This is a genomic window from Janthinobacterium sp. GW823-FHT06H09 (assembly GCF_058794735.1).
The window spans coordinates 16,636-30,507 of record NZ_JBXAHC010000020.1 but is presented as its reverse complement, the minus strand read 5'-3'; the positions used below and the strand labels follow the sequence as shown (position 1 = coordinate 30,507).

The 13,872-nt window shown below is 66.3% G+C and carries 8 protein-coding genes; 4 read left to right on the top strand and 4 right to left on the bottom strand.

Features of this window, described 5'->3' with window-relative positions; all coding sequences use genetic code 11:
• The first annotated feature begins 22 nt into the window (after positions 1-22).
• Positions 23-2,728, top strand: a complete 2,706-nt coding sequence (locus AC1Q6X_RS25200) for a M1 family metallopeptidase (protein ID WP_492498753.1) — start codon at positions 23-25, stop codon at positions 2,726-2,728.
• Positions 2,729-3,229: 501 nt separating this feature from the next.
• Here the strand turns inward: AC1Q6X_RS25200 and AC1Q6X_RS25195 are convergent.
• Positions 3,230-4,108: a LysR substrate-binding domain-containing protein gene (locus AC1Q6X_RS25195; protein WP_492498752.1), complete on the bottom strand. Its 879-nt coding sequence runs from the start codon at positions 4,106-4,108 to the stop codon at positions 3,230-3,232.
• Between the two features lie 111 nt (positions 4,109-4,219).
• On the opposite strand from AC1Q6X_RS25195, the gene AC1Q6X_RS25190 reads away from it, so the two are divergent.
• On the top strand, positions 4,220-5,116 hold the full coding sequence (locus AC1Q6X_RS25190) for an alpha/beta fold hydrolase (RefSeq protein WP_492498751.1): 897 nt from the start codon (positions 4,220-4,222) through the stop codon (positions 5,114-5,116).
• Positions 5,117-5,261: 145 nt separating this feature from the next.
• Positions 5,262-5,990 (top strand): YceI family protein, encoded by a 729-nt coding sequence (locus tag AC1Q6X_RS25185; RefSeq protein WP_492498750.1) that lies wholly within the window; start codon positions 5,262-5,264, stop codon positions 5,988-5,990.
• Here AC1Q6X_RS25185 and AC1Q6X_RS25180 read toward each other — a convergent pair.
• The gene (locus AC1Q6X_RS25180; RefSeq protein ID WP_034754929.1) at positions 5,953-6,582 is read right to left on the bottom strand and encodes a LysE family translocator; all 630 of its coding nucleotides are present in this window, start codon (positions 6,580-6,582) and stop codon (positions 5,953-5,955) included. The two genes, AC1Q6X_RS25185 and AC1Q6X_RS25180, sit on opposite strands and share 38 nt — an antisense overlap.
• 156 nt (positions 6,583-6,738) lie before the next feature.
• Between AC1Q6X_RS25180 and AC1Q6X_RS25175 the strand changes: the two genes are divergently transcribed.
• A complete protein-coding gene (locus tag AC1Q6X_RS25175; RefSeq protein ID WP_492498748.1) occupies positions 6,739-9,639 on the top strand; it encodes a hybrid sensor histidine kinase/response regulator in 2,901 nt (966 codons plus the stop codon).
• Here the strand turns inward: AC1Q6X_RS25175 and AC1Q6X_RS25170 are convergent.
• A complete protein-coding gene (locus AC1Q6X_RS25170; RefSeq protein WP_492498747.1) occupies positions 9,624-10,535 on the bottom strand; it encodes an alpha/beta hydrolase in 912 nt (303 codons plus the stop codon). The two genes, AC1Q6X_RS25175 and AC1Q6X_RS25170, sit on opposite strands and share 16 nt — an antisense overlap.
• A 2-nt stretch (positions 10,536-10,537) precedes the next feature.
• A complete protein-coding gene (locus tag AC1Q6X_RS25165) occupies positions 10,538-13,675 on the bottom strand; it encodes an NAD(P)-binding protein (RefSeq protein WP_492498746.1) in 3,138 nt (1,045 codons plus the stop codon).
• Between the last annotated feature and the right edge of the window lie 197 nt (positions 13,676-13,872).

The window sequence follows — 13,872 nt, the reverse complement described above, 5'->3', positions numbered from 1 at the left end:
ATCCATGAACCAAGGGCATACCATGCATCGCACACCGACCCCGCGCTTCCGGCGCAGCCAACTGGCCGCCGCCGTCCTGGCACTGGCTTCCATCACCGCAGCCCATGCAGACAATGCAGCTCCCGCCGCCAGGTACGTCTCGGCCAGCCATGCGCCCGGCACCACCACGCAGCTGCCGCGCGGCGTCACGCCTTTGCACTATATCGTGTCGATCACGCCGGACGCCGCCGCCTCTACCTTCAAGGGCGAGGTGGCCATCAAGGTGGCGGTCGACGCGCCGACGGCCAGCATCACCTTCAATGCCTTGAACCTGACGTTTGCGGCCGCCGCCATCGAAGGCGCGGGCGGCAGCAAGCAGGTGACGCGCAAGATCGAGTTCGACGCGGACAAGCAGACGGCCACCGTGCATTTCGCCGAACCCGTGGCGAAGGGCGAGTACCTGCTGCGCATCGATTACAGCGGCAAGATCGGCACGCAGGCCACGGGCCTGTTTTCGCTCGACTACGACACGCCGCAAGGCCGCCAGCGCGCGCTGTACACGCAGTTCGAAAATTCGGACGCGCGCAGCATGCTGCCATCGTGGGATGAACCGGACTACAAGGCCACCTTCGATCTCAACGTGGTCGTGCCGAGCAACCAGATGGCCGTCGGCAACATGCCGATCGCCAGCAGCGAAGATCTGGGCAATGGCATGAAGCACGTGTACTTCGCCACGACGCCGCGCATGTCGACGTATCTGCTGTTCTTCGGCCTGGGCGACTTCGAGCGGGCGACAACGATGGCCGACGGTACGGAGATCGGCGTCATCACGAAGAAAGGAGCGCTGGCGCAAAGCCGCTTCGCGCTCGACGAGTCAAGCGCCCTGCTGCGCGAATACAACGATTATTTCGGCGTGCGCTATCCGCTGCCCAAGCTCGACAACATCGCCGCGCCGGGCCGCAGCCAGTTCTTCGGCGCCATGGAAAACTGGGGCGCCGTCTTCACCTTCGAATACGGCCTGCTGCTCGACCCGGCCATCTCGACCCAGGCCGACAAGGAAAACATCTACACCACCCTGTCGCATGAAATGGCGCACCAGTGGTTCGGCGACCTGGTCACCATGCGCTGGTGGGATGACCTGTGGCTCAACGAAGGTTTTGCGTCGTGGATGGAAAGCCGCACCACGGAGCGTCTGCACCCCGAGTGGAACACTGCCCTGTCCAGCGTGGGCGGGCGCGAGTCGGCCATGAGCCAGGACGCGCTGCGCACCACGCATCCGGTGGTACAGCGCATCGCCACCGTGGAGCAGGCCAGCCAGGCCTTCGACGGCATCACGTATCAAAAGGGCGAGGCGGTGATCCGCATGCTCGAAGCGTATGTCGGCGCCGACACGTGGCGCACGGCCGTGCGCAGCTACATGCGCAAGCATGCGTATGGCAATACGGTGTCCGACGACCTGTGGCGCGAAGTCGATGCGGCCGCCGGCAAGCCGGTCAGCGCCATCGCCCATGATTTCACGTTGCAGCCGGGCGTGCCGATGATCACGGTGGACAACGCCGTGTGCCGGAACGGCAATACGCGCGTGCGCCTGACGCAGACGGAATTTTCCAAGGACCAGCCGAACAAGAAACCGCTGTCGTGGAAAGTGCCCGTCATCGCCTCTACGGTCGGCAACGGCAAGCTGGCCACGGTGCTGGTCAGGAATGGCAAGGCGACCTTGAACGTGCCCGGCTGCGGCGCCCTGCTGGTGAACGCGGGCCAGAGCGGCTACTACCGCACCGTGTACGCGCCCGCCAACACGCGCGCGCTGGCGCGCAGCTTCGCGCGCCTGGCGCCGATCGACCAATTGGGCTTGCTGGCGGACAGCCAGTCGCTGGGCCTGGCCGGCGCGCAAAACCTGGCCGACTTCCTGGAACTGGTGAAAGCGACGCCGCTGTCGGCCGATCCGCAGGTACTGGGCAAGGTGGCCGCCTCCCTGGGCAGCCTGTACGAACAATATGCGGGCGATAGCGCGGAAAGCAAAGCGCGCCAGCAGGCCTTCGGCCGCTTTGCCGTGGCGCGCCTGGCGCCGATGATGGCGCAGACGGGCTGGGAAGCGCGCGCGGGCGAAGCGTCGAGCGTGGCGACCCTGCGCGGACAGCTGATCGCCATCCTCGGCGACATGGGCGAACCGGGCGTGATCGCCGAGGCGCGCCGCCGCCATGCGGCCAGCGAGCAAGATCCCGCCGCCATGCCCGCACCGCTGCGCCGCACCATCCTGGGCGTGGTGGCCCAGCATGCGGACGCCACCACCTGGGAGCAGCTGCACGCCCGCGCGCAGCAGGAAAAGACGCCGCTGGTGAAAAACCAGCTGTATGACCTGCTGGCCTCGAGCGACGATCCCGCGCTGGCGCAGCGCGCGCTGGCACTGGCGCTGACGGATGAACCGGGCGTGACCAACAGCCCGGCCATGATCTCGCGCGTGTCGCGCACGCATCCGGAACTGGCCTTCGACTTTGCGCTGGCGCACCTGGAGCAAGTCAATGCGCGCATCGACGCCAGCTCGCGCAGCCGCTACTTCCCGCGCCTGGCCGCCGGTTCGGCGCAGCCGGACATGATCGCCAAGCTGGAAGCGTACGCGCAGGCGCACCTGCCGGCCGGCGCGCGCGGCGACGCCGACAGTTCCGTGGCCGGCATCAAGTACCGCATCAAGCTGCGCGCCGAACGGCTGCCGGCCGTCGATGCATGGCTGGCGAAACAGGCGGGCTGATTGGTTTTCCCGGCGCCGCGGCGCCGGGAACGGATGAAAACGCAGGCAAAAAAAAACCGGCTTCGCAAAGTGCGGTAGCCGGTTGAAACGCTGTTTCGAGCGCAGGGATAAAACGGGAAACACATGAAAACGTGGAAATCGTGCCGGTCATTGAGGTGTCCGGCAACCTTGCGCCCGGGGTCTCCGTGCGCCATGTATCCACTATGCCAGTCCTTCCCTCGGGCAGGCTTAGGACTTCATTAAAGCCCCGCCCGATTCCTGCATTTCCCCTGCCCCACCCTGCAAATACTGCCATAAAACAATTTTTACATGTCTGGTGCCGATGGTTGAGCTCACCGGCTAAGCTGTTGAGTCATGCCTGCATCCTATCGCTCCCGGAGCGTAGTGATCTGCGCAATGCATGCTGTGTGCCAACGAAAGCATCATAACAGCGGCATATGACCGCCTTATGACGCAGGCTAAACTTTCATACTTTCATCGGCATTTCCAGCTCCGCCGGCATCATGCGCGAAACTGGTGCCGCTGTCCCGCGCCGCGCACGGCGTCCACCAGCGCCAGCACGGCCGGCGTATTATTGCGTGGAAAGGCATAAAAACGGGCATCGGGTAATGGCGGCAAGCCCTCTTCCGCTCCCAGGATGCGCAAGCCGTCGCGCAACTGGCTGCGCGCCACGGGCGTCACGGCAAAGCCGGCCAGCGCCGCCGCCACGCAGCCGGCCATGCTGCCGCTGTCAAACGCCAGCCGCCAGGCACGGCCCGCCTGCGCCAAAGCGGCCAGCGCCGCTTCGCGGTACACGCACGGCGAGGGAAACAGCGCCAGCGGCACGGGCATTTGCGGATCGGGCAGGCGGCCGGCCGCATACGCCCATACCAGCGGTTCGGCCCACAGCAATTCGCCCGCCCCTTCCGTGCGGCTGCATTGCTTGCCGAAAATGACATCGATCTGCTCGTGCGCCTGACGCCGCAGCAGGTCGGCCGTGATGCCCACCTTCAGCTCGATCGACGCTTGCGGATGCCAGCGCTGGAACGTCTGCAGCACTTGCGGCAGCCACGTGCCCGCGAAATCTTCCGACGCACCGAGGACCAGCCGCCCCTGCACCGATGCACCGCTGAGCCTGGCCCGCGCCTCGCGTTCCAGGTCGACGATATTGCGCGCATACATGTACAGCAGTTCGCCGGCCGCCGTCAACTCCAGGCTGCGCGTCGTGCGCGCCAGCAACTGTTTGCCGGCGCTGTGTTCCAGGCGCTTGATATGCCCGCTGACAGCCGACGGCGTCAGCGCCAGGTTTTGCGCGGCCAGCGCGAAGCCGCCCGTATCGACCACTTCCAGCAGGCTGCGCAAGAGGACGATGTCCAGGGTCATTGCCGGCAAGGCGTGCATGATAGGCTCCAATTCATCAAGATATGATCATAATATCGATGAATTGCTCACGAATCAAATTAATTGCCGGCGCTACCATGACGTTCTCCCCTCACCTTCGTCAGGAATGCCATGCAAGACTATCACTACATCGCCACCCCGCTGCTGGACGTGGCCTACCTGGAATGGAACCCGTCCGGCAGCCGCTGCGCCGTGCTGGTACACGGCTGGCCCGACAGCCCGGAAAGCTGGGCCAAAACGGCGGCGGCGCTGGCCGCCGCTGGCTACCGCGTGCTGGCGCCCGCCCTGCGCGGCTTCGCGCCCACGCGCTTTCGCCATGCGGACACGCCGCGCAGCGGCCAGCTGGCCGCGCTGGGGCGCGACTTGCTCGACTTTATCGATGCGATGCAACTGGATCAGCCCTTGCTGGTGGGCCATGACTGGGGCGCGCGCGCCGTCGCCAATGCCTGCGGCTTGCGCCACGATGCGGCATCTGGCCTCGTCATGCTGTCGGTAGGCTATGGCACGAATGACCCACGGCAAGAACTGTCTTACCAGCAGGCGCGCAACTACTGGTACCACTGGCTCATGGCCACGCCGCGGGGCCAGCATGCGGTCGAGCATGACCGCCACGCGTTTGCCCGCATGATGTGGGACAGCTGGTCGCCCGCCGGCTGGTATGGCGAAGCCGATTTCGCGCAGGCCAGCCGCGCTTTCGACGGTCCCGACTGGGCCGAGGTGGTGCTGCATTCCTACCGTCATCGCTGGGCGTTTGCCGAGGGCGACCCCGCGTACGCAGCCGACGAAGCGCGGCTGCACCCGGCGCCCGTTTTGCCGGTGCCCACCCTGGTGCTGCATGGCGCGGCCGACACCTGCAACCATCCGGACAGCTCGGCCGGTCGCGAACGCCATTTCAGCGGCGCCTACCAGCGCGTGCTGCTCGAAGGCATCGGCCACTTCCCGCAGCGCGAAGCGCCGCAGGTGGTCGCCAGCGCCATCCTCCTGTTTGTCGACGGACAGGCGCGGTAAACGCTATCCCTGTACTCCGTCCTTGCGCGGCCGCCTGCGAAAGGGCTAGCGCCGGGCAGGCTGGATCGCTTACTATCGCCCCATCGCCCCATCGCGCCTTGCGCCTCTGCACGCGCAGTCCATGTCCAGCCAGGAGTTTTCATCGATGCACACTGTTCACCGCCGCATGCTGCTGGCCGGCGCCTGCGCCGTGCTGCTATCCTGCACGCCCTTGCCGCCCGCGCCGGCCCCCGCTTCCGCGCCGGCCGCCCCTGCCGCCGTGCCGGCGCCCGCGTGGCAGCGGCAGGGCGTGCAGCTGCTGCACATCGTGCCCGACGAGTCCCTGCTGACCATCACCGTGCGCCGTGGCGGCGCGCTGGCGCGGCTCGGGCATGACCATGTGGTGGCCAGCCGCAGCCTGCAGGGCATCGTGGCGCCCGCGCCGGGGCGCGCGCAGTTGCGCTTCCGGCTCGACGAGATGACTGTGGATGAAGAAAGCTTGCGCCAGGCGGCGGGCCTGGCGACGACGCCGTCGGCCGACGCCATCGCCGGCACGCGCCACAACATGCTGGTGCGCGTGCTCGAGGCGGAACGCTATCCGTGGGTCAGCATCGAGGCGCGCCGCACGGGCGACCAGCAGGTGTTTGATGCGGACATCACCCTGCATGGCGTGACGCGCACGGTGCGGCTGCCGGTGCGCGTCGAGCAAGCGGCCGACGGGCGCAGCCTGCAGGCCAGCGGCAGCCTGCTGCTGAAACAAAGCGACTTCGGCATCGTGCCGTTCGCCATCCTGGGCGGCGCCATGGCCGTGCAGGACCAGATGGAACTGGCGTTCCGCATCACCGCCAGGCAAGAGGTCAGCGCGCCAGGATCAGGCGCAAGCCCAGGCCGATGAAGATGGTGCCGGCCACGCGGTCAAGCCACAGGCCGGCGCGCGGGCGGCGGTTCAGCCACAGGCCGACGGCGCCGGAAAAATAGCCGAGCAGGCCGAACAGCACGCACGCCTGCGCCGTGAAGACCAGGCCCAGCTGCGCCGTCTGCCAGCTGGCATTGCCCTGGCCCGCGACGATGAACTGCGGCAGGAACGAGAGGAAAAACAATACGACTTTCGGATTGATACTGTTGGCAAACAGTCCCTTGCCGAACAGGCGCAGCAAGGATTCGTCGGGCAAGGCGGCCGCGCCATCGACTCTGGCGCCGCCACGGCTGCGCAAGGCGCCGATGCCCAGCCACACCAGATAGAGCCCGCCGGCCACTTTCAGCGCCGTAAAGGCCGTGGGCGAGGCGGCCAGCAGGGCCGACACGCCGATGGTCGCCAGCACGGTGTGCGTGAGGCAGCCAAGGGCGCAGCCCAGGCCGAAGGCCATGCCCTGGCGGCGCCCGCGCGACATGCCCACGCCCAGCACCATCAGGTTGTCGGGGCCAGGACTGGCGGTGATCAAGACGGCGGCGGCCAGGAAGGCCAGGAACTGGTCGGGACTGAGCATGAATATCTCGCGGGCAAAAGCGCCATGATACCGGAGCGGGCGCCAGGCGGACAGGACATGAATTTGCCCGTGTGTCACCGAGAGTCGATTAAAATGGACACTCCACAGCAAACGGCGTTGCCGCCAATTCCCGCGCGACCATCACCCACTCCATCGATGCCAGCCCACTCGCCCCCTCCCTGCCACCGCGCTTCCAGCTCCCGCGTCAGCGCCTGGCTATGCGGCTGGCCGCTCGTGCTCAGCCTGCTGTTCGGCCTGCTGGGTCTGGCGGGCGCGGCGCAGGCGACGCCCTTGCCTCTGAGCAAACAAGGCATCGCTCACCTGGGCAAGGGCGGCCAACTATTTCTTGCCGAAAATGAAGCCGCGCCTGCCGATGTCGCCGCCCTGCCCGCCTGGCTGGCGCGCCAGCGCCCGGCCGACCAGGTCGACCTGTTCGGCGGCGCCTACTGGCTGCATGCGCAGGTGCGCAACGACAGCAGCGAAGCGGCCTGGGTCATTGACCCGAACGACACCCTGATCGACCTGGTCGACGTCTACGTGTATGGCCCGGGGCCGCACGCGGCGCCGCGTACCTTGCTCACGGGCTACCAGCGGCCGCACGACTATTTGCTGCACTATGGCATGAACGTGCAGCTGGCGCCGGGCGCCACGTACGACATCCTGATCCGCTTTTCCAGCCCCTACTACGCGCGCGCGCCCCTGTTCGGCGTGAAGACGCAGCACGACTACCGCAAGCTGGTGGGCAAGGAAAACTTCCTGATGGTGGCCTCCATCGGCGCCCTGCTGGCGCTGGGCCTGTTCAATTTCTTCATCTTTTCCATCACCCTGGAAAAGGCGTCGGCGTATTACGCGCTGTACGTGCTGACGTACGGCCTGGCCTGGGCCATGACCTTCCACGTGTTTGCCGACTTGTTCGACTGGCACCAGCTGCAGCTGCATTACGTGCCGTTTTTCCTGCTGCCCGTCTTCAGCACCCTGTTCTACATGCATTTCCTGCGCCTGCGCGACTACTCCCTGCTGCTGTACCGTCTCAGCAAGGTCAACCTGGCATTGCCCTTGCTGCTCCTGCCCAGCTGCTTTTTCGCCCTGTCGTATGCGCACACGCTGGCCACCATCGCCATCAGCATCTGGATGCTGCTGGCGCTCATCTGCGGCATCGTCGTCTGGCGGCGCGGCTACCAGCCGGCGCGCTTCTTCGTGCTGGCCTTCGTCGCGCTGATGCTGCCCGGCTTTCTGATCCTGCCGGCCAACCTGGGGCTGATGCCGGCCATGGTGGCCAACGCCCAGCTGGTGACCCTGCTCGGCGGCACCTTCGACGGCTTGCTGCTGGCCTTTGCCCTGGCCGACCAGATCCGCCTGCTGCGCAACAACCTGGAACAGCGGGTGCAGGAACGCACCCTGGCTCTCACCCTCAGCAACGACGCCCTGCTGAAGGCCAAGGAGCATGCGGAAGTGGTCAGCCGCCACCGCATCGATTTTCTGTCCGCCATGAGCCACGACATCCGCACGCCGCTGGCCGGCGTGATCGGCATGCTGAAATTCGCACTGCGCGACCAGTCCGTGCGTGGCCGTACGCAGGAATACTTGCGCATCGGCCTGCACAATGGCGTGTCGCTCCTGACCATCCTCAATGACATCCTCGATTTTTCCAAGATCGACGCGGGCAAGCTGACCTTGGAAACGGTGGACTTCGACCTGCTGGCGCTGATCGGCGACGCGGCCGGCATCGTGCAGGGCCAGGCCGACGCCAAGAGCCTGCTGCTGCGCCGCGAACTGGCGCTGGACCTGCCCCGCTACGTGCGCGCCGACCCCACGCGCCTGCGGCAGATCCTGATCAACCTGCTGGGCAACGCGCTGAAATTCACGGCCAATGGCGAAGTGCTGCTGGAAGTGCGGCGCGCCCGCACGCCGCCGCGCCGCGATGGCCGCAGCGAGATCGAATTCCTCATCAGCGATACGGGTCCCGGCATCGACGCGGACACCTTGCCGCGCCTGTTCCAGAAATTCGAGCAGGCCGACCATTCCACCACGCGCCGCTACGGCGGCACGGGCCTGGGCCTGGCCATCTGCAAGGAACTGGTCGAACTGATGGGTGGCACGATCGGCGTGGAAAGCCGGGTCGGCATCGGTTCGCGCTTCCACTTCACCTTGCCGCTGGAAGACGGCAGCGCGCCGGCGGCCGATGCGCGCCGGCCGGTGCGCCAGGCGCGCCACGCCTGCCGCCTGCGCATCCTGTGCGCCGAAGACGTGCGCACCAACCAGATCATCATCGGCACCCTGCTCGAAAGCATGGGCCATGAGGTCACCATCGTGGAAAACGGCGAACAGGCGCTGCGCGCGCTGGGATCCAGCCCCTACGACTGCGTGCTGATGGATGGCCGCATGCCGGAAATGGATGGCGAACAGGCCGCGCGCCTAATCCGCGACGGCGGCAATGCCCAGTTCCCCATTCCCGACGCGCAGATTCCCATCCTCGCGCTGACGGCCAACGCCAGCGAACATGACCGGCAACGCTACCTGGCCGCCGGCATGGACGACTTCCTCAGCAAGCCCGTCGACGAAGCGCTGCTGTTCGAGAAAATCGACGCCATCATCGACCTGCTGCTGGCGCGCGGCCACGCGCTGCCGCAGGCCGCACCCATCGACGACGACACCCTGGCGCGCCAGTTCGGCCTGGACGATGCCGACGACGCGCAGGCGCAAACGCCGGCGCCGGCCGATCCCATGACGGCGCCCGTGCACATTCTGCCGCTGGCAGGCCTGTCGCCGCAGCACTTGCAGCGCATCGCGCAAGCATTCCTGACGGAAGCGCCGCGGCGCCTGGACCTGGCTTGCCACGCCGTGCGCGACGGCAATGCCAGCGCGGCGGCCGCCGCCTTCCACGCCTTGAAGGGCAGCGCCGGCTACCTGAGCCGCCCCACCCTGCACGGCCTGTGCCACCAGATGGAAACCCTGGCCTCGAACGGCCAGCTCGATAACGTGGAACAGTTCCTGCCGCAGCTGCGGGCGGCGCTGGACGTGGCGCGGCGCGACCTGGAAACTCAGCCCGAAGGCTGAGGCATCCAGCCCCGCGATTGCAGCCACGCCAGCAGCAGCTGCGGCCACGCGGCCGGTTCGCTGCCCGGCTTGCCCAGGCCCCAGCCATGGCCGCCGTGCCGGAACTGGTGCAGTTCCACAGGCACGCCGGCGCGGCGCAGGGCCGCCGCCATCAATGTACTGTTCTCGGATGGAGAAATCGGGTCGTCCAGCGCCTGCGCGATGAACATGGGCGGCGTGCGCGCATCGATGTGGCGTTCCACCGACAGCGCATCGCGCGCCGCCTGCGTGGGGTGGCTTCCCAGCAGCTCTTTCTTCGCATGCGTCGTGTCGAACGGCGGCTGCATGGTCAGCACGGGGTACAGCAGCACGACGAAATCGGGCCGCGCGGAGACGCTATCGATCGCATCGACGGACGCATACAGGGCGGCGTCCGGCTGGACGGCCGTCATGCCGGCCAGGTGCGCGCCGGCGGAAAAACCCAGCATGCCGATGCGCGCCGGATCGATGCCCCACTCGGCCGCACGCGCCCGGATCACGCGCATGGCCCGCTGGCCGTCCTGGAACGGCGCGCTGGCGCCACCGCCTTCCTGCGGCAGACGGTACACGAGTTCAAACGCCGTGACGCCCTGCGCTTGCAGCCAGGCGGCGGTGGGGCCGCTTTCCTTGCCCGCCTCGATATGCGCATAGCCGCCGCCGCTGACCAGCAGGACGGCCGTGCCGTCCGGCCGCGCCGGGCGGTGTGCGATCAGGTAAGGCTGCTCCACCTGCGTGATGGAGCCTTTGGCGCTGTCGCGCTGCGGACCCGGCGCCGCGCCGCCGGGCGGCGCGCCGGGCCACAGCACGATGGCGCCCGGCGGCGCGGCGCCCGCGTGCAGGTGGATCAAGACAAGGCACAGCAGCATCAGGCCTCGCATGCCTAGAAATCCGTCTCGCCCTGGATCACGGCCGGATAGCCGGTCATGGCGCGCGAAGTCTGCATGCCGGCCATCACGGCCGCCTCGACGCAGCCCGCGTTCAGGCCCGTCCTGATCCAGTCGCCCGTGAGGAACAGGTTGCTGAAGCCCGACTGGTCGGTCGCCAGCCGGTACTGCGTGCTGCCCACCACCGACATCACGTAGCGCTCGGACGGGTCGACGTTGGCGCGCCAGTACTGGCTGTCGAAGCGCGCCGGTCCCGTACCGGCCTTCGCATCGACCAGCCATTGCCACGGAAACGCGCCCGGCCCGCCCGCCTCGGGCCACAGCGCGCCGATCTCGCGTTCCAGCTGGTGCAGCGCGCCCTGTTTCGCCTTGGCCGCGCAGCGGGCGGGAAAGCCCGTGTCGGTGACGGGCGGGTAGCTGTCGACGGGGAAGGCGCTGCAAAAGTACGAAACGTTTTTCGGTTCCAGCCCCACCGGCCAGTCCTCGTGCGCCAATAACTGGTCCATCGGCGCCCACGTGTCGTACGGCTCCGTGAAGGCCGACAGCACCGGTTGCTGGCCCTTCGGCTGCGTGGTCCAGCCCATCTGAGACAAATCCTTGTTGAGCCACACCTGGTAAGCCTGCGTGGCCACCGTTTTCACCTTGTCGGCCGCCAATTGCAGGGCCGGGCTTTGCGCCAGCAGTTGCGGGCACAGGGCCGTCAGCGAGCCGATGGAAATGCCGAACACCACCTTGTCGAAGTCGACGCCCTTCTTCAATACCGTGGCGGGCAGCGCGCGGCCGAACGCCTGCGCATACTGCTGCGGCCAGTCGCTCCAGTACGATTCCAGATTGACTTCCTGCGCCTGCAGCAGCGCCGCCTGGGCCGGTGCGATCTGCCCATAATCGGGCGCGCTGGGCCAGCACGGCAAGCCTTTCACGTCCACCAGCGGCGCATAGCCGGCGGCGGGGTCCTTCAATTGCACCTGCTGCGTGATGCGGATGCTGTCGATGTCGCCCGCGCCCGGTACCAGTTCTTCCACGCGCTGGAAGAACTTGAATTCCACGCCGCGCTTGCGCAGCACCTCGTACAGCGGTGTAAAAATCGTGTCGCCCATGCCGGCCTGCATCTTGAACATGATACCGCCCTTGTAGGCCAGGCCGATGCGCGCCATCGAGCGCAGCAAGGTGCCCGCCTCGATGTTCGGCTTGGAAAAATCGCCGCCCTCGTAGGCAAACACCAGGTCGTAAAAGCCGCGCACGGGCGCCGAATTGACGCTGAACTGCTCGTCGCCGCCATGCTTGCGCAGCCAGGCGCGGAAATCGATGTCGTTGATGACGTCAAAGCCGTTCTTGAACACGCCATCCTCGAACATGCCCTTCATGACCGTGATGCCCAGGTCCAGGCAGGTGAACAGGCGGCGCAACTCGTCGTCGCCATCGATCAGCGCGCGGTAGCGCAGGCGCAGCCAGGCGCGGATGCCGTTCAGGGTGCTGGCCAGCAGCTGGTGGCGGGCCTGGTCGTGGCGCGTGGAGTCCGGCGCCAGGTCGGCCACCAGCGCCGCCAGCGCGCCCACGGACAGGCCCACGTCGAGCCCCAGTTCATCGGCCTGCCCCACCACTTCGTCGGCCAGGCGGCGCAACCAGCCCGGCCACACGCCTTCGCCCTGCGATGCGCTGGCGCGCACGATGCGCGCGTCGGCGTCCGCCACCTGGCGGATCTGGCGTATCCACTGCTCGATCCAGCCCACCATGGCGATGGCCATCTGCCACAGGGTGACGTCTTCGCCGCCCTCGCCCGGCTCGCCCGGCAAGGTGGGAAAGACAATGGACCAGTTGCGCCATTGTCCCTTGACGTCTTCCGACAGGGCCACGTAATCGTGTTGTTTAAAAGCGTCGCGCCAGGTGGCCAGCGGCGCGCCGGGCGGGCGTTCCAGGCTGGCATAGGCTTCCTTGATCATCCTGAAGGCGTTCGCGTAGAAGCCGAACCAGATGTGCAGGCCGTGCTCCTCGATGCGCTGGCCCGCCTGTGCATTGCGCCCGCTGGCGCCCTTGCCGCCCAGGCGCCAGCCCAGCTGGTAGACGGTGATGGCATGCCGGTTTTGCCAGCCCGGCTGGTTCGTCAAATAATACGCGGTGGTCATGGCCGCCACGCCGCCGCCGAGGATGGCGATCTTTTCCGGCGCGATGCGGGAATTGTCGACCAGTTCCTCGCCCGGCATGGCCGTGAAGTCGAAATTTACATTGAAGGGCAAAATCGCCGCCTGCGGTCCCAGCTGCAAACCCAGGGTCTGGTCCAGCGGGAAGCTGTCGAAGGCGTGCACCGTGCATTCGTATTCATAGCCGAGCAGGCGCGCGCTGTGCAGGCGGTTGATTTCGGCCGGTGCGGCCACCAGGGCCTGGTACACGGCTTTCACGCCCGCGCTGTCGGGGAATTGCTTGAGGAAAATCTGGTCGATGCGCGGGTTGCGCAGCAGCGACAGGATGTCGGCCCAGCCAGCCTGGTCCATGTCGAAGAAATCGGGAATGGAGAGAAAAATCTCGAATGCCTGCTCGATGAGTTCCAGGAAACTGTTGACGGGTTTGTGCGGCCCCGTCTGCACGGTGGCATTGACTTCCAGCAGCGGGTGCAGGGCCAGCTTCGTTTCCGGCGAAAAATGCTGGAAGCCCTTGGCGGCGACGGAACAGCGCAGCGGCTCGCTGCCGGCGGCGGGAATCTCGTAGTCGCACAGGCATTTCGGATAGCCGAACAGTTCGCGCCCGTTGATCAGGGCCATGGCGTCATCCACAAAAATGTGGCACGGATACCAGTAGATATGCGCGAGCTTGCCGCGTTCATCCATCTGGCCGACCATGATCCAGGTGACGATGTCGACTTCCGTGATCCAGCCCTTGGCCTGGTCGACGGGATTGGCCGAGTCCGCATGGTTGACGCGCGTAAACGTCAGCATCACATACGGCGACAGGGCTTTCAGAGTCATCCTGCTGCCCGCCACCTGGTTCAGCGTGGTATTCACGGTGGCCTGCAGCTTGGCCAGGTCGCCCCTGACGAAATAGCCGTACATTTCCGACTGTTTCAATTGCAGCGGCGAGTGCATCATCACCGAACCGCCCTGATAGATATACGAAGGTCTTGCCGAAGGTATCGCCGTCATTGCCCTGCCCCTAAATGAAGTTTCAGACAAACAAGATTGCTATAGTGTATTTGAGAAAGAACAATGAATGATATGAAATAAATTAAAGGCTTTGCCAAGATGCATAGGCTCAGCAGCCCGACGCCTGTGCACGGCAGCCGGGGCAAGCCCATGCCATCGGGTGTACGATGAAGCATCTTGAGCGTTCCGAGAACCGT